A 16,860-nucleotide genomic window follows, 5' to 3' on the forward strand; every position below is an offset into this window, starting at 1 on the left:
AACTCAATGAACGCTCATCTGTGTTTGCGCGCACTAAAACTCCGTCAATAGTGGCTTGACCTGCAACGAACACACCCCTCCCGTGCGACGGTCAGTATGTTGGCCAAGCGGCCAACTCCCATCGCACAGGAGAGTCCCATGCATTCGATCACCTACCCGCCATCAGCCGCAGATCAGCAGACGCCCGTCCAGAAGCTGGATGGCGTACCCGGAGTCAAGGATCCCAAAGAAGTCCTCCGGATCGCGAGCGCCATCGACGAGCATGGAGATTGGACGCGGACTATCCAGGGATGTTCGATGGGGATGTGGTTTGCGGTCGCGGTGCGACCGGGGGCATGCGGTTCACTGCTGAGCGGATTGGCCTCGATGTACTTTCCCGACACCAGGGTCTTCGGCGGGCCCGGCCGCGAGTTCGCCGCGGCGGTACAGGCAGCTCTCGTGTCCAGCTGAGCAACGTTCAACGCATCGGGATGTCAATCTCCACGCTAACGTGGAGTGCACTTGCCCACCAGATTCAGATGTGAGGAAACAGAACTCGATGAGCACTCATGATTTCGCCGCCACCACTGCCGATGGCGGCACACAATCACTGAAGGACTACGAGGGCCAGGTTCTTCTGGTTGTCAACGTGGCGAGCAAGTGCGGGTTGACCCCGCAGTACGAAGGTCTCGAGGCGCTCTACCGCGACAAGAAGGACAAGGGCCTGCAGATCTTGGGCTTCCCCTGCAATCAGTTCGGTGGCCAGGAGCCCGGAACGGCAGACGAGATCGCCGAGTTCTGCAACGTCAACTTCAACGTGACCTTCCCGATCTTCGCCAAGGTCGAAGTCAACGGAGAAGATGCCGATCCGCTGTTCACCTACCTGCGCGCCGAGGCTCCCGGAGAATTCGGCCCGGATGCCGGCTTCCTCTACGACCACGTCAAGAAGTCGCGTCCCGAAGCAATTGGAACCGACGAGGTCAAATGGAACTTCACCAAGTTCCTCGTCGGCCGCGACGGCGCCGTCATCAAACGCTACGAACCCACCGTCACGCCCGAAGAGATCAGTGCGGATCTCGAGAGCGTGCTTTCCTGATCGAAAGTGTCACCTGACACCCAACTTCAAATCCGAAGCCACCGCGGTCAATTGAAGACCGCGGTGGCTTCGGTCTTTACGTGGTACGGGACTACCCGGCCTCAGCGTCCTCATCGAAGTCGTCTTCGAACTCTTCGTCACCCTCATCGAAGACCCCGTCCGAGGTACTGAGTTCGAGATATGGCCGCCCGAACGCTCCCGGTGTCACCTCATTCGGATCGTCCTCGGTGATCTCCACAAACGCCACCTGCCCCCAGTTGATGACAAACGCGGCATCGGCGGCATCGAGTGCGATCACCAACGGGGGCACGACCTCCTCGAAATAGTCCGTGGTCCCCGGCACCTCGATCGTCTCCGTCGCACCGACGATGCTGCGCTGGATCTCGCGGGCGACCTCATCGCGGTCGACATCCTCGAACGTCAGGATGTAGGGAATCTGCGGACTCGAGACATAGATGGTCATCGCCCAATTGTTGCTGACATCACACCAATTCGCGTATCGACCCACCCCGTTGCACATACAGAAAATCCCGGTGATGATCATCACCGGGATTTCCGTTGTGCGCCCGAAGGGATTCGAACCCCTAACCTCTTGATCCGTAGTCAAGTGCTCTATCCGTTGAGCTACGGGCGCGTGCTGTGTTCAGTTGTCCAACGGTCTAACTGGTCGTGCATCCATTCGGTCGTACTGGCGGAGGCGAGAGGATTTGAACCTCCGGTCTCGTTTTAGCGAGACAACTCATTAGCAGTGAGTCCCATTCGGCCGCTCTGGCACGCCTCCTGGTGGAGTCCTTTCGAACTGCCGGACCAAAGATTACACACGCTTCACCGAACGGAGCAAACCGTCTGATCAGCGGCACTTTCTGGCGACGTGACGTCGCAGCGCTAGATTGGATCGGTGACCCCGCGTATTCGTCCCGACCTAGCCGATGTGCCCGCCTACGTCCCGGGCAAGAACATCCCCGGCGCCCTCAAGCTGGCGAGCAACGAAACCACGTTCGGTCCGCTGCCCAGTGTGGCTGCGGCCATCGCCGAAGCGGCGTCGCGCGTCAACCGCTATCCCGACAACGGCGCGGTCGCGTTGACGGAAGAACTGGCCAAGCACCTCGACGTCGCCCCCGAGAACGTGCAGACCGCTTGCGGATCGGTGACGCTCTGCCAGAACCTGATCACCATCGCCACCCGCCCCGGCGACGAGGTGCTCTTCGCGTGGCGGTCGTTCGAGACTTATCCACTGGCAACCCGGGTGGCCGGGGCCACGCCGGTGCAGGTGCCGCTGAACGACGATCTGGTGCACGATCTGCCTGCGATGGCTGCCGCGATCACAGAGCGCACCCGGCTGATCTTCATCTGCAACCCGAACAACCCGACCGGCACCATTGTCGACACCGCCAGCCTGATCGCCTTCCTGGACCGAGTCCCCTCCGATGTCCTGGTCGCCCTCGACGAGGCCTACTTCGAGTACATGCGGCCCGACGAGTCTCTACGCTACGACGCCATCGAACTGCACCGCCGTTATCCGAATCTGGTTGTGCTGCGGACCTTCTCGAAGGCCTACGGCCTTGCCGGCCTCCGCGTCGGCTACGCGGTCGCCGACCCGTCTGTCACCAATGCACTGCTGAAGGTCCACGTGCCGTTCAGCGTCAACTCACTGGCGCAGGCCGCTGCCATCGCGAGCCTGCACGCCAAGGAAGAACTTCTCGCGCGCACCGGTTCGGTCGCTCTCGAACGTGACCGTGTCACCTCCGAATTGCGGTCGGCCGGCTACCGCATCCCGCCGAGCCAGGCCAACTTCGTCTGGCTCGATCTCGGCTCCGACTCGCTGCCCTTTGCCCGGGACGCAGCAGAGGCCGGCGTCATCATCCGGCCGTTCGACGGCGACGGCGTGCGGGTGACCATCACCGAGGAAGGCGAGAACAACACATTCCTCGACTTCGCCCGCGCTCGAGCCGCACGCAGCTAGCCGCAGCCGCCGTCGGAGGCCCTAGGGCAACCTCGGGGATGCACAGGCAACCTCCGGCGCCGCAGCGGCCGACTCAGGCGCACGAGTAACGACCTCCGGTCAGAGCCCGCGGGCCAGTACCGGCCACATCGCTTTGAGATCCTGCTTCCAGTACGGCCACGAATGGGTGCCGACGGCGCGGAACTTCGACGTGGCCTCCACCCCACTGGCCCGCATCAGCACCGCGAACTCAACCGAGCAGCGGTAGGCGCCGGCTTCGAGAGTCACGCCTGCGGCGATCATCTGTTCCCGGGTCAGACCCTCGTCGAGCTTCGTCGTCTGATCGAGCGGACCCGGGATCCCAGAGCCCGCGGAGATGAAGAGGTTCTTGCCGCGCAGCGCGTCGAGCCGGTGCGATGGGTCGTGGTCGGTCCATCCCGATGAACCGAATGGCCCCCACATGTTGGTGGCGTCGGCGCCGTCCTTGGCCAGCGTGGTGCGCACATAACTCTCGTTTACCAGGCCCGTCACCGGCGGGCAGCCACTGAGCGACCCGGCACCGGTGTACAGATCCGGCTTTCGCGCGGCGAGCGCGTAGGCGGCCTGCCCACCCATCGACAGTCCGGCGATCGCGTTGTTGCCATTGCCGTTGAACGTCGCGTCGATGAGCGGCGGGAGCTCCTTCGTGAGGAAGGTCTCCCACTGGGGTTGGCCGAACACCGCGTCCCGACTCTGCCAGTTCGTATAGAACGCGCCTTCACCCGAGGGCAGCACGGCCGTGACGTCCTTGTCCGCGAAGAACTCCTCTGCACCGCCCTTGGTCAGCCAGTCACTGACGCGGTCCTTGGCGCCCGCACCGTCGAGCAGATACAGCGTGCCTCGCGGACTGGTCAGATCGGCGGGTGTCAGCACGCTGATCTTGACGTCGCCACCCATCGCCGGCGAAGCAATCGTCAGGTCTTGTCGCTGTGGACCGACCTGCGTTACGGTCTCGATCTCAGCCGTCGCCGGCGCCGCGGTCACCACTGCAGCCCCCGACGTGGCCAACGCGGCAGACGCCACCAGTCCACCCATAGCCTGAATCACACGTGCAACGCGCTCCATGAATTGACCACTCCCCTGTTGTCGAATCCCCGGACCGAAGGCTACCGAGGGTACAGAACGATGGAAAACTCTCAGCCAACTCACAGAGCCCATTTTCGGGCGAGGGTTCCAGTTCAGAAATGCGGCATGGATCATGTGGGATATGGAAAATCCGACGAATACCTCAAATGCCGCAGACTCATTCGCCTATGTTGCCGAGGTCCCCGTGCGGTGGTCGGACATGGATGCGTTTGGTCACATAAATCACGCCCGGATGGTCACCCTGATGGAAGAAGCCCGGGTGGCCTGGCTGATGAGCGCCGGTGAACAGTATGCACCGCTCATCAAGAGCGCGATGATCGTCACCGTCGAGATCCGCTATCAGGCACAGCTCCGACACGAGGACAGCCCGTTGCGGATCAGCATGTGGATCAAGGGTTTCCGCTCCGTGGACTTCACCATCAGATACGAAGTTCGTTCGGCACACGCCGAAGCCACCGGCAAACCGGCCTGCGTGGCCAGCACCCAGATGGCAGTTGTCGACGTGGAAAAACAACGCCTCCGCCGGCTCACCGACGTCGAGAAGGACTACCTCAGGCAGTGGTCCCGGGACTGAACATGCTGCCCGCGTTCAGTTTTCGATCTGCTTACGCGGACCTGCCGCCCGCGGCGGCGCCGGGATGGGCGGGACCGCAGCCGAGGAGCCTTCGTCGGGAAACGGAGTCACGTTTCCCTGCAGGATGTTTCGGTAGTCACGTAGATGCTCCCGTCCGGCACCGAGCTGCTCACCGAGACGCCGTGTGTTCTCCGCCGACAACTCCCGCTCACCCGACCGGGCGATGAGGTGGTCGATGCGCTGGTCGATGGTTCCGGCGTAGTTCACCTGATCGAGAACCTTCAGCTCCACCGCCGCGGCGGCCACCGCATCGGCAACGTCCCAGAGCGCCGCCACCCGATCGATCAGTTGCGACCAGACGGGCCGCAACTCGGCCTCCCGCGACCGCAACTGCTCGGCAAGACGTTGGTCCGAATTGGCCACGGCCCGAACACGATCGAGTTCGATACGAACGGTTCGCAGGTTGATGACATCGGTTGCGATCTCGGCGATCTCGGCATGCACATTGATCTGGCCGCGCTGAACCGCGAAATGGTCACTGTGCCAGACCGGCGAACGCACGATCCGGTCATACGCGTTGCCCGCAACGTAGAGCAACGTCTCGTATCCATCGACGAACCGAGAACTGCCAGAAGATGTTTCATCTTGTTCGGCGTCGTCGAAGGTTGCTGCTTTCCCGGCCACCCATTGGCCGGCCTTCGACCGGTTGTCGGTCAGCTGCCCGATGACGCCCGCCGCGGTACTCGCCGCCATCGCGGTGGCACGCCGCAGGTAGTTGACGTCGAGCGCGTTGGGGCAAGGTGTGAACAGCAGCCCGTTGAACAACCGCTCCCGGTCACTCAAGTCAAGGTGAAGGCCCTCCCGGCGTTCGCGCCGGATGCCGCGGACCGTTCCGGCAAAAACCGGTTTCGATGCCGTCACGAGGTTACGAGCGGCATCCCGCCGCCGCGTGAGGGCCACCACCCGCGAGCGCACCACCAGCGCCGCGACCCGGGGGACCCGGGGATTGCGCAATTGATCCTCGAGCTGTCCGAGCTCACGCTGCAGACGCCGCAGCTCACCGAACCCACCGATCCCCGGGACCGCCAGACCGGCGGTGCTGCGACGGACAAGTACTGCCCGGGCCTGGTCGGACAGGAATCCGGACGCGATCAGGATGGCCGCTGGATCGGACAGATCGGGTTGCCTGCCCGGTATACGAGAGTTCTCGCACCAGCGGCGAATGTTCGCGGCACCGCCTGAGGCGGCAAAGGCAGAACTGTCGACCATCGGGGCCTCCGGGAGTTGCGGGCTTTCAACCAGTATTACCGGATGCGCTCGAGCGGGGCCGTTTCCCGACGCCAGAGCGGTGCGGTCACCCGATGAAGCGCCCAGGCAACCGGGGTCGACAGGACCGACGTGACGATGAACACGCCGACCACCGAACCGCTGAAGAGCGAATATCCGAGCAGATCCATCGCCAGTTCCATCACGATGACGTGCACAAGAAAAAACTCGTAGGAGATCTCGCCGAACCAGACCGCCGCCGGCTGTGACAGCGTCCGGTCCCACCAGTGTCCGCGCGGGCCGATCGCCAATGGCGCGAGCAGGGCCAACGCCACGATCAGGTAGAGCACCGACTTCACGATCGTCGCCGAGGTGGATGCCGGGGTGATGGTCGGTTCCCCCGCGATCGACATACAGGCGATCTCGAACGCGACGATCCCCACCAGCACCGACAACGTCGGCGGCCAGATCGTGACCACCCGGGCGAGCACGGCCAGCAGCATTCCGCCGGCAAACCACGCGAGGAAGGCAGGTGGCCACAATCGCGCGGTCACGTCGATACCCCCGCCCGCCGTGATGAGCGCCCACACAGGGGTGATCATCATCAGCCCACCGATGGCCACGATCATCCGGCCCGGATGCCAACCTCCACGGCAGATCAGATGTCCGATCAGCCACGCGAACACCGGGAGCATCAGGTAGAAGGCGACTTCTACGACGAGGCTCCACATCTGCGTCAAACCCGAATGGAGATAACCGAATCCGTACGTCTGCGTGAGTGTGAGATTGCGGAGGAGCCCGGTCGGCCCGTGCCCGACATCAGAGATGTCGTCACGCCACACGAAGATGAGGTAGACACCGAGAACCGTGAGCCAGTAGGCGGGCAGAACACGCACCGCGCGGCGCCAGAAATACCGCAGCACATCAGGTTTGGGCACACCTTGCTGGAGTGAGCGCACCCAGGGCGTGAACAGCAGGTAGCCCGACAACACGAAGAAGATCGTCACACCGACCTCGAGGCGGGCGAAGAACCAGCCCTCGAAGTCGTTGGTGTATTTGCCCGTCCAGAATGCGGCGTGAGTGGCGCACACCAGCATCGCGGCCAATCCCCGGACACCCGTGAGTGACGGGGTGAATCCGGGGCGCGGTGTCATCAGGCCTGGATCAGAGGGCTGACAAAGCGTCGGCCACCCGCTCGAGGGCCGCGACGCGACTTCCCTTGACCAGGACCGCATCTCCGGATCGCAGATCTCCGAGGGCGGCAACGGCTGCGTCGACGTCGTCAACGTGGGTGGCATCCGGTCCGTAGTCGGGAGCCGCCACTGCGATCACCTCGATACCCAGCCCCCGGGCCCGCTCGGTGATGGCCAGGTGTTCGGCCGCTGCCGATCCACCGAGTTCTGCCATCACGCCGAGCACCGCAACCCGACGCCGGGCATCGAGGGTGGCAAACGAATCGAGTGCGGCCGACATCGATGTCGGGTTCGCGTTGTAGGCGTCGTTGAGGATCTGCACCCCGGCGTCGGTACGGCTCAGTTCCATCCGGAGTCCGGAGATGGCCGCACCGCCCAGCCCGGCGGCGATCTGCTCGATGCCCACGCCGATGCCACCGGCCGCAGCAGCGGCGGCCAGTGCATTGGCGACCTGGTGTTCTCCACGGGCCTCCAACGCGACCTGCGTGGTGCCCCACGGTGTGTGCAGCGTGAAACGCGCCCGCAGTTCGGCGTCCATCACGATGTCGTCGGCGTACACATCGGCGCTCGACGACAGCCCGAAGGTGAGCACCCGGGCTGCGCTGCGCTGCGCCATCGCAGCGACCACCGGATGGTCGGCGTTCAGCACGGCCAGTCCGTCGGCGGGCAGCGCCTCGATCAACTCGCCCTTGGCGCGCGCCACCGAATCGAGATCTCCGAACAATTCGAGGTGCACACCTTCGACGCGGGTCACGATGCCGACGGTCGGGCGAGCGATGTCACACAGCAACTCGATATGACCTATGCCACGGGCGCCCATCTCGACGACCACCGCTTCGGTGTTGTCGGGGGCCCCGAGCAGTGTCAGCGGCAGTCCGAGCTCGTTGTTGAACGAACGCTCGTTGGCCGCGGTCACGAACGTGGTCGCCAGGACCGCCGCGAGCAGGTCCTTGGTCGATGTCTTGCCCACCGAACCGGTCACGCCCACGACCGGACCCGTCAGCCGGGCCCGAGCAGCGCGGCCCAGGTCAGCCAGGGCCAGTGCAGTGTCGGCGACCTTGATGGCTGCGGTCTGGGCATCGCCCTGGTCAACCGCCCGCGCGGTCAGGTACGCCGTCGCGCCGGTCGCAAGCGCGCCGGGGATGAAGTCATGTCCGTCGCGTTCGGCAACAATCGGCACGAACAGCTGGCCTGGCCTGATGCCGCGAGAATCGATACTCGCGCCGTCGATCTCCAAATCGGGGCCGAAGAGTTTTCCACCGGTCGCCGCTGCCACGTCACTCGCCTTGAATCGCACGCATCGACGCTACCGGGCGGGCGGGCGTGACCACCAACCACCGGCGATGTCCGGTTCGGCGCTGGCCTATCGTGGCCGCATGGCCAATCCCGCATCATCCGACCGCATCCGTCTTGTTGTGCTGTTCGGTGGTGTCTCCGCGGAGCACGACGTGTCGTGCATCACCGCGGCACACGTCCTCGCCGCGGCCGACCGTTCGAGGTACGAGCTGATCCCGGTGGGCATCACCCGCGACGGGAAGTGGATCCGAAACGACAAGGCGATCGCGACACTGGCCGACGCCACACTGGAGTTGCCGGGCGTACTCGAGCCCGAAGGCACTGAGATCGACCCGCTCTCGGCACTGCAGCGCGCCGACAACGAGACGGTCGTGGTGTTGCCACTGCTGCACGGACCGCACGGCGAGGACGGCACCGTCCAGGGCATGCTCGAGTTGGCCGGCGTCCCCTACGTCGGCGCCGGGGTTCTCGGCTCGGCTGTGTGCATGGACAAGGCGATGGCCAAGGTCGTCACCGCGCAGTCCCAGATCCCGCAGTGCAAATGGGTCGAATACCGTGCCGGTTCCGGTGATGTCGACGACCTGATCGAACGGGCGATCGACACCCTCGGCCTGCCGGTCTTCGTCAAACCTGCCAATCTCGGTTCCTCGGTGGGCATTTCGAAGGCCACCGACCGCGCCGGGTTGGCCACCGCGATCGAGCTGGCGTTGCGCTACGACGAGGTCGTGGTGATCGAGGAGGCGGTGACCGCCCGCGAGATCGAGGTCGCCGTCCTGGGCAACCGGGAGCCGAAGTCGTCGGTACCCGGCGAGATCCTCCCCGGCGCAGAGTTCTACGACTACGAGGACAAGTACGTCACCGGTGCAGCCGGTCTGGTCATCCCGGCGGAACTGCCCGATCACCAGATCGCCGAGGTCCGCCTGCTGGCCGAACGCGCATTTCTTGCGTTGCGGTGTTCCGGTATGGCCCGCGTCGACTTCTTCTATGAGGAGAACGGTCGCGGCTGGCTTCTCAACGAGATCAACACGATTCCCGGGTTCACCCCGGCGTCGATGTATCCGAAGCTCTGGGAGGCCTCCGGCCTCGGCTACAGCGACCTGATCAACCGGCTCGTCGACCTCGCACAGCAGCGACACCAGGTGCGGTCGGGGTTCTCCACCGACCACTGAGGTAGCCCGGATGGCACGATGAAAAGTGTGATCGAAAACGTGCGCGGCCGGATCTGGCGAAACGGCAAACTCCAGGACGGTTTCGACATCGAATCACTGTCCGACTGTCTGGCCGACGACACCACGCTGGCCTGGGCCGATCTGGTGAATCCCAGCCACGAAGCCCTCTGCAAGCTGGCCGATGAACTCGATCTCAACACCTGGGCCGTGGAAGACGCCCTCGCTGATGCCGAGCGCGTCAAAGCGGTCAGCTATCCGCACCACAAGTTCATGACTGTCTACGGCGTGGACATCCACGAAGATCCGTCGCTGTCCACCAACGGCGCCTTACACATCCACCGGATCTCCATGTTCATCAAGGAAAACGTGTTGATCACGGTGCGGTTGTCGGAAGACTTCGATATGGATGTGGTCACACAGCGCTGGGATGCGATGGATGACGAGAAGCTCGGCATCGGGGTGCTGGTCCATGGACTGCTCGACGTCGTCGTCGACGGTCACTTCGACGCGGTCCAGATGCTCGACGACAGCATCGAGGATCTCGAGTCGTTGCTCTTCGAGGAGAACAACAACAGCCAGGACCTCCAGCGACGCACATACCGGGTACGCAAGAACCTGGTCAAACTCCGCCGGGTGGTGCTCCCGATGCGCGAAGTGGTCAACCTGATCCAGCGAAACCGACTCGAGAACAGGGCCAATCCGGCGCTCGATGCGAGCTTCACCGACCTCTATGACCATGTTCTACGCGCCACCGAGTGGACAGAGTCGTTGCGCGACATGGTGACAACGCTGTTCGAGACAAACCTGTCACTGCAGGATGCCCGGCTGAACTCGGTGATGAAAAAGTTGACCTCGTGGGCCGCCATCATCGCGGTGCCGACGGCGGTGACCGGGTTCTTCGGTCAGAACGTCAGATTCCCGGGATTCGGCAACACTTTCGGCCTCACCATCAGCGTGGTCATCATCGTCGCCTCCGTGACGATTCTCTACATGCTCTTCCGGCGTAAGGACTGGCTCTAGTCGGAGCCGCCGGCGGCTCAGCGTGTTCGGTAGCGCGCGTAGATCAGTCCGCTGTTGTCGAAAGCGCGCTCCTCGACCAGCTCGAGATCCAGTCGCACACCGTCGGGGAAGAACCGTTTGCCACCGCCGACCACGCTCGTGGTGATGAACAGGTGGTATTCGTCCACCAGTCCGGCCGCGATCGCCTGGGCCGCGAGGTTCGGGCCGTCGACGGTGAGGTCCCGATCAGCCTCGGCCTTGAGCTTGCGCACCGCGTCCGGGTCGAAGGTCCGCTCGATCCTGGTCTTCGCGCTGGACACCGATTCCAGTGTCGTGGAGTACACGATCTTCTCCGCGGCCTGCCAGTCGCGGGCGTACTGCACGATGTGCGCAGGCGCATCGGGCTCGGTATGCGCGGTCTCCCAGAAGACCATCGTCTCGTACATCCGGCGTCCGTAGAGATACGTGCCGACTGGGCGGAAGAGGTCGTTGATGAAGGTATGCACCTCTGGGTCGTCGGCGGCCCCGACGCCGAGGTCGCCCTCCGCCGCCTCGGCGTAGCCGTCGAGCGAGGTGAGCATCGAGTAGATGAGCTTTGCCATGCGCCTCCTTCAGGGTTCTGAAGGAAAGTCTGTCCTGCGCGCTCCCGATAGTGTGCCCTTTTGGCGAACAAACGCGCAGGTGGCCGCCGCCAAAAGACCACATCATCGGGGTGCGATCGGGGTCAAGTCGTGGCAGAAGCCCGGACGCGGGCGGCCTCTCGTTCGGCCGCGGCATTGGCCACCCCGGCACGTGATCCGGCGAGCTTCGCCGCGAGGTGATCGGCCACCGTCACCGGCTCGTATTTGCTGCCGTCGCCGATGCACGACGGCAGGGTGCTGATCGTCGCGTCGATGTTGCCGTCGTGGAAGAAGGCCGCCGAACGTCGACGTTCGATGACGCCGTTGACAATTGGCGGTTTCACCCGGTGCAGCGTGGACATCCAGCGTTCGTTGGTCCAGCGCGCCATCAGATCGCCGAGATTGACCAGCAGCGCACCGTCGGCGGGTGAGACGTCGTGCCAGATCCCGTCGTGGCCGAGGACCTGAAGACCTTTCACCTGGTCAGCCCACAGGACGGTGACGATCCCGTAATCGGTGTGCGCACCCATCCCGGTCAGCTCACCGTCGACGTCGATCTCGCCGGGAGGCAAGGCGTAGTTGTTCATCCGCAATACGTCGAGGGAATGGTCGGTGAACCCGGCGAAGAAGTCAGGCTCCAGATCCAGGGCATCGGCAAAGATCCGGGTGAGCGTGCGTGCCACCCTGGCCGCCTCGGCATAGTAGGCCGATACCCCCGCCTCGAACTCCGGAGCTTCTGTCGGCCAGAGGTTTTCGGCGTAGTCGTCCTGCGGGAGGTGATGATCGGGATAGTCGGCCGCACAGGACCCCACGTTGAAGGCCTCGAAGAAGTCGTTCATTCGATCGGCGGACTCGACACCGAGACTCAGTGACAAGGACTCCGACTTCGGCGCGGTGTAACCGCGATTGATGCGCGGAGGTGTCCGATACGCCTTCTTGACGTCGAGCGGCAAGGCGAAGAAGCCGTCCATCGCTGCAGCGAAGGCATCCGCCACCGCGGTCGAAATACCGTGTCCGACAATCTGAATGAAACCGACCGCCGAGCAGGCCGCGTCGATGCGCTCAGCGACGACAGCCCGCTCGGCGGCAGTTCCCCCACTCACGTATGCCGTGATGTCGACAGTGGGGACCACAAAATCAGATGTCATCCGAACTCCTCCGCAGCGCTTGCGTCAACGTTAGTTCAGCGCCCACGGAGCCCGCATGTCGAGCGACGATCTCTGGCGAGTTGTCAGCCGCTGGACTCGATCGAGCGAACGTTGTCGGAGTGTTCGATCTCGATGCGGCGAGGCTTGGCCTTTTCTGCGATCGGGATGGTCACGGAGAGAACACCATTGTCGTAGTGCGCGCTGATTCCGGCGGTGTCGATTCCGTCACCCAACGACAGTTGGCGACGATAGCTTCCGAAGAACCGTTCATTGGTCAACCACTGCACGCCGTCATCGGACCGGGCGGTGCGCTGCGCCGAGAGCGTCAGGACACCGTTGTCGACGTTCACATCGACCGAACCCGGATCCACGCCGGGGAGATCAGCCGTCAGCAGATAGTGCCCATCGAGTTTGCACAGATCCATCGGCATGAACCGGGGAGTTCGCGAAGATCCCGCCCCCTCGGTTCGGGCACCCAGCAATCCGCGGGTCAACGCATCAACATCACTGAAAGGATCGAATCGAAGCACAGCAACCCACCTCCTACGTCGCTCATGGCCCGCCACCCTGGCGGGCGACCAAATCACTGTGCCCGATAGTTTTAGCACTCCACAGGCGGGAGTGCCAAGCCCTTCCGCGCAAAAATTTTTCTGCCGGGAGCTGCTGCCGCACAGACCTATTGGCCATATTCGGCAGAGGGGGTGCATCGCGGGAACCGGCCGTCAGCGAGCTAATATCGACAGCCGGAATTCGTGCAGCGCGAAGGATGGCCATGAACGAGAACGTAAAAACCCTCCCCGTGGATCTGGCCGCGATCGCTCGGGAACTCTACGCAGAACGCGGTGATATTCGTGCACTCGCGGAGGCTATTTCAACGAAGGCGAAGCATCTCATGCCGACCGCCGACGGTGTCAGCATCGTCATCGCGAGCAAGGAGACGATCGAGCGAACCGTGGCGATCGACGGGTTCGCAGGCACCTGCGACAGTCTTCAGGTGAGCCTCGAGGAAGTGCCCAGCCTGCACTCGGTAACCCAACACGAAAACCGTGCTGATCGAGGATGTCTCCCGCGACGCGCGGTGGGGCCGATTCTCTCGATCGGCAACCGCGGCCGGTTTGGGTGCCATGCTCTGCCTGCCATTTGACGCGGGCGTGAACAGGATCGGAACCGTGAACATGTACAGCCACACCGGCGGTGGATTCGATGCCGATTCCAAGCTGATCGGCGAGTTGTTCACGGCCCACGCAGCTCTCACCTTCGCCGCCTCACGCGAGAACGAACAGTTACAGCTCGCGGCCGAGAGCCGAGACGTGATCGGGCAGGCCAAGGGCATGATCATGGAACGGTTCGGCATCGATGCCGATCAGCCCTTCGCACTTCTCCGGAGGTTCTCGCAGGATTCCAACATCAGACTTGCCGTGCTCGCTCGCCAAGTGGTGGAGGCCGGTTCCGACATCCTCCTGCCGGAGGCAGACTCATCCGGCGTGTGACACACCGGACGACGCTCACCCGTCGGTGACCGCTGTGACCCGTTCGGCGATCAGCCCCAACGCCTTGTCGGCCGCGGGCAGGATTCCCGGGAACTGGGCGAACCCATGCATCTGGCCGTCAAAGATGTTGAGTTGCACCGGCACTCCCGCGTCTCCGAGGGCCACGGCGTACGCCTCACCCTCGTCTCGCAGCACATCGTATTCGGGTATCAGCATCAGCGCCGGCGGCGATCCGGCCAGAACTCCCCGCAATGGAGACGCGTCCGCCTGGCTCCGGACGTCCGGGTCGGGTGCGTAGTGATTCCAGAACCAGATCATCGAATCTCTGTCCAGAAGTAGTTGATTCGCGGGATCGAGGTAGCTGACCGTATCCAGATCATGATCGGCGATGGGATATATCAGGACCTGCAACACAATGAGGGGACCGGATTCACGGACAGCGCGTTGTGCGACGACGGTGGCCAGGTTGCCGCCTGCGCTGTCCCCCGCGACGATCAGCGGCAGACTGGGCCAACTCGCTGCCGTCCAATTCGTCACGTCCCACGCGTCATGTGCAGCAGTGGGATATGGATATTCAGGCGCCAGGCGATAATCAGCCGACACCACAACACAATTGGCGACCGCGGCCAGCCGCCTGAGGGTGGAGTCATATACCGCGGTGGATCCGAGCACCCAACCACCACCATGGAAGTAGACGATCACCCCACGAGGCTGCTCGGTCGCGCTGTAGACGCGCACCGGAATCCGGTACCCGTCATCGGCCACCACGGTGTCCTCGGCAACCGCATATACATCTGGCCCCGGCTCCAAGTACTCGGCGAGTGCGGCGAAGACCTCGCGCGCCTGCGGCACCGCCAGTTGATCAATCCGCGGTTCACCGGCCTCCGCCAAGCGAGCCAGTAAGGCCGAGGTCGCATCATCGACTGCCATCGGCCCAATGTACTGCGCCGCGATGAACCTGCACGTGAGACCAAATTCCGCGGTGCGGGATGTTTTGCGACCACCGTGAGCGGGCACGCTGCAGGCATGAGTATCGAAGACGGACCCGGAGACACCCTGAGCCCCAGCGAAAGCCTGGACCCGGACGAGCGAAACCTCGACGACGACGGCGTCGTGGACCCGCCGGACAACTGGCAGGACGCCGACAAGTTCGGCACCACACCCAGCGAACAAGCCGAGGGTGAGTCTCTGGACCAGAAATTGGCCGAAGAGGTACCCGATGTCGAGATCGAAAATCAGCCCGACATTCCGGTGGCCATCGCGCCAGAAGACACGCTGTCCGAAGAAGTCGTCGACGCGGAGCTCGAGGAGGACGGTCCCGAGGTGATTCCGGACATCGATCACGGGAGTGAATGAGGAAACCGATCTTTGCTGATCAACAACCTGTGGGACCAATTTATGTAAACCGGCATTCTCGGCTGCGGAGCATGGCACACTGACGTCGATTGCAGACCCGCATCGCAAGGAGTTCGATCATGACCCGTGCCGCCGAGGCCGTCCACGTCAGTTCGCTGTTCATCGACGGCAAGTGGGCCACACCCTCGACCACAGATCGAATCGAGGTCCTCTCCGCGAGCACGGGCGCACCGATCGGTTCTGTTCCACATGCCGGCCCGACCGATGTGGACGCCGCCGTGGCTGCTGCCCGCCGGGCATTCGACGATCCCACCGGGTGGCGCACCTGGGAGCCGGCAGCGCGCGCCGATGCCCTCGACCGACTGGCCACCGAGATGACGGCGCGGGCAGGACAGATCGCCGCGCGGGTCTCCGAGCAGAACGGCATGCCGATCTCGACGGCCGGCCAGCTCGAAGGCGGTTTCCCGATCGCAACGGTGAGCTACTACGCGTCGCTGCTCCGCGAGTCGATCGCAGAGGAGACCAATCCGCACATGCTGGGCGGCACCTCGACCACCCGCAAGGAACCGATCGGCGTGGTCGCGGCAATCGCTGCGTGGAACTTCCCGCAATGCCTCGCCGCGTTCAAGTACGCGCCGGCCCTGGCCGCCGGGTGCACCGTGGTTCTCAAGCCCTCACCGGAAACCGTTCTCGACTCCGAGTTGTTGGCGCAGGCCGCCGAAGCTGCCGGTTTGCCTGCCGGCGTGCTCAACATCGTGACCGGCGGCCGCGAGACCGGCGCCTATCTGGTGCAGCATCCCGACGTGAACAAGGTCGCATTCACCGGTTCCACCGGTGCCGGCCGTGCGATCGCGGAGGTCTGCGGGCGGCTGCTGCGGCCGGTGAACCTGGAATTGGGCGGCAAGTCTGCCGCCATCGTTCTCGACGACGCCGATCTCGACCTCACTGTCATCGGCGAGAAACTCTTCGGCGCGACCATGCTCAACAACGGCCAAACGTGCTTCCTCGGCACCCGCATACTCGCGCCGCGGCGCCGCTACGACGAGGTCGTCGGCGCCTTCGAGGCGCTGGTCAGCACCCTGGTGGTCGGTGATGCACTCGATCCGGCGACCACGTTGGGCCCGATGGTGAGCGCGCAGCACCGCGACCGCGTCGAGGGTTACATCGCCTCGGGCAAGCAACAGGGTGCACGGCTGGTCACGGGCGGTGGCCGGCCCGCCGGTCTGGACGACGGCTGGTTTGTCGAACCCACCGTGTTCGCGGACGTCGACAACAGCTTCAAAATCGCGCGGGAAGAGATCTTCGGCCCCGTCTTGTCGATCATTCCGTTCGACGACGACGCCGACGCGATCCGGATCGCCAACGATTCGCCGTACGGCCTCGGCGGATCGGTGTGGACCACCGACGAAGACCGCGGCATGGATGTCGCCCGGCAGATCCAGACCGGGACGATCGGGGTCAACACCTACCTGATCGACATGTTCGCACCATTCGGCGGGGTGAAGGACAGCGGCTTCGGTCGCGAACTCGGCCCCGGTGCGATGTCCGCCTACCAGAACATCAAGACCATTTTCCGCTGATCCCCCAGACCAGTGCCTGGTCGGGCG

Annotated in this window: 18 protein-coding genes, 2 tRNA genes and 1 pseudogene; 10 read left to right on the forward strand and 11 right to left on the reverse strand. The window is 63.8% G+C overall.

The genetic code is table 11. The features are described from left to right. Positions 1-138 precede the first annotated feature (138 nt). Both AC1D75_RS01600 and AC1D75_RS01605 read left to right on the forward strand, forming a co-directional pair. Positions 139-450 (forward strand): hypothetical protein, encoded by a 312-nt coding sequence (locus tag AC1D75_RS01600; RefSeq protein ID WP_495513578.1) that lies wholly within the window; start codon positions 139-141, stop codon positions 448-450. Positions 451-538: 88 nt separating this feature from the next. Further along, complete coding sequence (locus tag AC1D75_RS01605) at positions 539-1,075, forward strand: glutathione peroxidase (protein ID WP_495513579.1); 537 nt, start codon at positions 539-541, stop codon at positions 1,073-1,075. Between the two features lie 91 nt (positions 1,076-1,166). Here the strand turns inward: AC1D75_RS01605 and AC1D75_RS01610 are convergent, their stop codons facing one another. The 3 genes from AC1D75_RS01610 to AC1D75_RS01620 all read right to left on the reverse strand — a co-directional run bounded on the left by AC1D75_RS01610 (position 1,167) and on the right by AC1D75_RS01620 (position 1,856). Further along, positions 1,167-1,538 (reverse strand): hypothetical protein, encoded by a 372-nt coding sequence (locus AC1D75_RS01610; protein ID WP_495513580.1) that lies wholly within the window; start codon positions 1,536-1,538, stop codon positions 1,167-1,169. Between the two features lie 98 nt (positions 1,539-1,636). Next, positions 1,637-1,709: transfer RNA gene (locus AC1D75_RS01615), tRNA-Arg, on the reverse strand. A gap of 55 nt (positions 1,710-1,764) precedes the next feature. Then, positions 1,765-1,856, reverse strand: a tRNA-Ser gene (locus AC1D75_RS01620). Positions 1,857-1,973: 117 nt separating this feature from the next. On the opposite strand from AC1D75_RS01620, the gene hisC reads away from it, so the two are divergent. Next, positions 1,974-3,038: a histidinol-phosphate transaminase gene (hisC, locus tag AC1D75_RS01625; RefSeq protein ID WP_495513581.1), complete on the forward strand. Its 1,065-nt coding sequence runs from the start codon at positions 1,974-1,976 to the stop codon at positions 3,036-3,038. 99 nt (positions 3,039-3,137) lie between these two features. On the opposite strand, the gene AC1D75_RS01630 is transcribed toward hisC, so the two are convergent. Beyond that, positions 3,138-4,121: an alpha/beta hydrolase gene (locus AC1D75_RS01630; RefSeq protein WP_495513582.1), complete on the reverse strand. Its 984-nt coding sequence runs from the start codon at positions 4,119-4,121 to the stop codon at positions 3,138-3,140. A 142-nt stretch (positions 4,122-4,263) separates the two neighbouring features. Here AC1D75_RS01630 and AC1D75_RS01635 point away from each other — a divergent pair, with 142 nt between their 5' ends. Then, on the forward strand, positions 4,264-4,716 hold the full coding sequence (locus tag AC1D75_RS01635) for an acyl-CoA thioesterase (RefSeq protein WP_495513583.1): 453 nt from the start codon (positions 4,264-4,266) through the stop codon (positions 4,714-4,716). A gap of 15 nt (positions 4,717-4,731) precedes the next feature. Here the strand turns inward: AC1D75_RS01635 and AC1D75_RS01640 are convergent, their stop codons facing one another. Genes AC1D75_RS01640 through AC1D75_RS01650 form a run of 3 tightly spaced genes read right to left on the reverse strand, consistent with a single transcriptional unit; the run spans position 4,732 to position 8,472 of the window. After that, on the reverse strand, positions 4,732-5,985 hold the full coding sequence (locus AC1D75_RS01640) for a hypothetical protein (RefSeq protein WP_495513584.1): 1,254 nt from the start codon (positions 5,983-5,985) through the stop codon (positions 4,732-4,734). 35 nt (positions 5,986-6,020) lie between these two features. Beyond that, positions 6,021-7,136 (reverse strand): acyltransferase family protein, encoded by a 1,116-nt coding sequence (locus AC1D75_RS01645; RefSeq protein ID WP_495513585.1) that lies wholly within the window; start codon positions 7,134-7,136, stop codon positions 6,021-6,023. A 10-nt stretch (positions 7,137-7,146) separates the two neighbouring features. Beyond that, positions 7,147-8,472, reverse strand: coding sequence for a UDP-N-acetylmuramoyl-tripeptide--D-alanyl-D-alanine ligase (locus AC1D75_RS01650; RefSeq protein ID WP_495513586.1), 1,326 nt, complete (start codon positions 8,470-8,472; stop codon positions 7,147-7,149). Positions 8,473-8,551: 79 nt separating this feature from the next. Between AC1D75_RS01650 and AC1D75_RS01655 the strand changes: the two genes are divergently transcribed. Next, positions 8,552-9,640: a D-alanine--D-alanine ligase family protein gene (locus AC1D75_RS01655; RefSeq protein ID WP_495513587.1), complete on the forward strand. Its 1,089-nt coding sequence runs from the start codon at positions 8,552-8,554 to the stop codon at positions 9,638-9,640. 18 nt (positions 9,641-9,658) lie between these two features. After that, the gene (locus AC1D75_RS01660) at positions 9,659-10,660 is read left to right on the forward strand and encodes a magnesium transporter CorA family protein (protein ID WP_495513588.1); all 1,002 of its coding nucleotides are present in this window, start codon (positions 9,659-9,661) and stop codon (positions 10,658-10,660) included. Positions 10,661-10,677: 17 nt separating this feature from the next. On the opposite strand, the gene AC1D75_RS01665 is transcribed toward AC1D75_RS01660, so the two are convergent. The 3 genes from AC1D75_RS01665 to AC1D75_RS01675 all read right to left on the reverse strand — a co-directional run bounded on the left by AC1D75_RS01665 (position 10,678) and on the right by AC1D75_RS01675 (position 12,937). Further along, a complete protein-coding gene (locus AC1D75_RS01665; protein ID WP_495513589.1) occupies positions 10,678-11,241 on the reverse strand; it encodes a dihydrofolate reductase family protein in 564 nt (187 codons plus the stop codon). Positions 11,242-11,363: 122 nt separating this feature from the next. Next, a complete protein-coding gene (locus tag AC1D75_RS01670; protein ID WP_495513590.1) occupies positions 11,364-12,407 on the reverse strand; it encodes an isopenicillin N synthase family dioxygenase in 1,044 nt (347 codons plus the stop codon). A gap of 83 nt (positions 12,408-12,490) precedes the next feature. After that, positions 12,491-12,937 (reverse strand): Hsp20/alpha crystallin family protein, encoded by a 447-nt coding sequence (locus AC1D75_RS01675; protein ID WP_495513591.1) that lies wholly within the window; start codon positions 12,935-12,937, stop codon positions 12,491-12,493. Between the two features lie 236 nt (positions 12,938-13,173). Between AC1D75_RS01675 and AC1D75_RS01680 the strand changes: the two genes are divergently transcribed. Then, positions 13,174-13,551 (forward strand): hypothetical protein, encoded by a 378-nt coding sequence (locus tag AC1D75_RS01680; protein ID WP_495513592.1) that lies wholly within the window; start codon positions 13,174-13,176, stop codon positions 13,549-13,551. A gap of 31 nt (positions 13,552-13,582) precedes the next feature. Then, positions 13,583-13,897, forward strand: a complete 315-nt coding sequence (locus AC1D75_RS01685) for an ANTAR domain-containing protein (protein ID WP_495515946.1) — start codon at positions 13,583-13,585, stop codon at positions 13,895-13,897. 15 nt (positions 13,898-13,912) lie between these two features. Here the strand turns inward: AC1D75_RS01685 and AC1D75_RS01690 are convergent, their stop codons facing one another. Beyond that, positions 13,913-14,827, reverse strand: coding sequence for an alpha/beta hydrolase (locus AC1D75_RS01690; RefSeq protein WP_495513593.1), 915 nt, complete (start codon positions 14,825-14,827; stop codon positions 13,913-13,915). A gap of 96 nt (positions 14,828-14,923) precedes the next feature. Between AC1D75_RS01690 and AC1D75_RS01695 the strand changes: the two are divergent. Together AC1D75_RS01695 and AC1D75_RS01700 are read left to right on the forward strand one after the other, a co-directional pair. After that, a pseudogene (locus AC1D75_RS01695) lies at positions 14,924-15,211 on the forward strand (hypothetical protein); the annotation flags it as partial. 161 nt (positions 15,212-15,372) lie between these two features. Then, entirely contained in the window at positions 15,373-16,833 is a 1,461-nt protein-coding gene (locus AC1D75_RS01700) for an aldehyde dehydrogenase (RefSeq protein WP_495513594.1), read from the forward strand. The last annotated feature ends 27 nt before the right edge of the window (positions 16,834-16,860 follow it).

Source organism: Williamsia sp. Y712 (assembly GCF_059445525.1).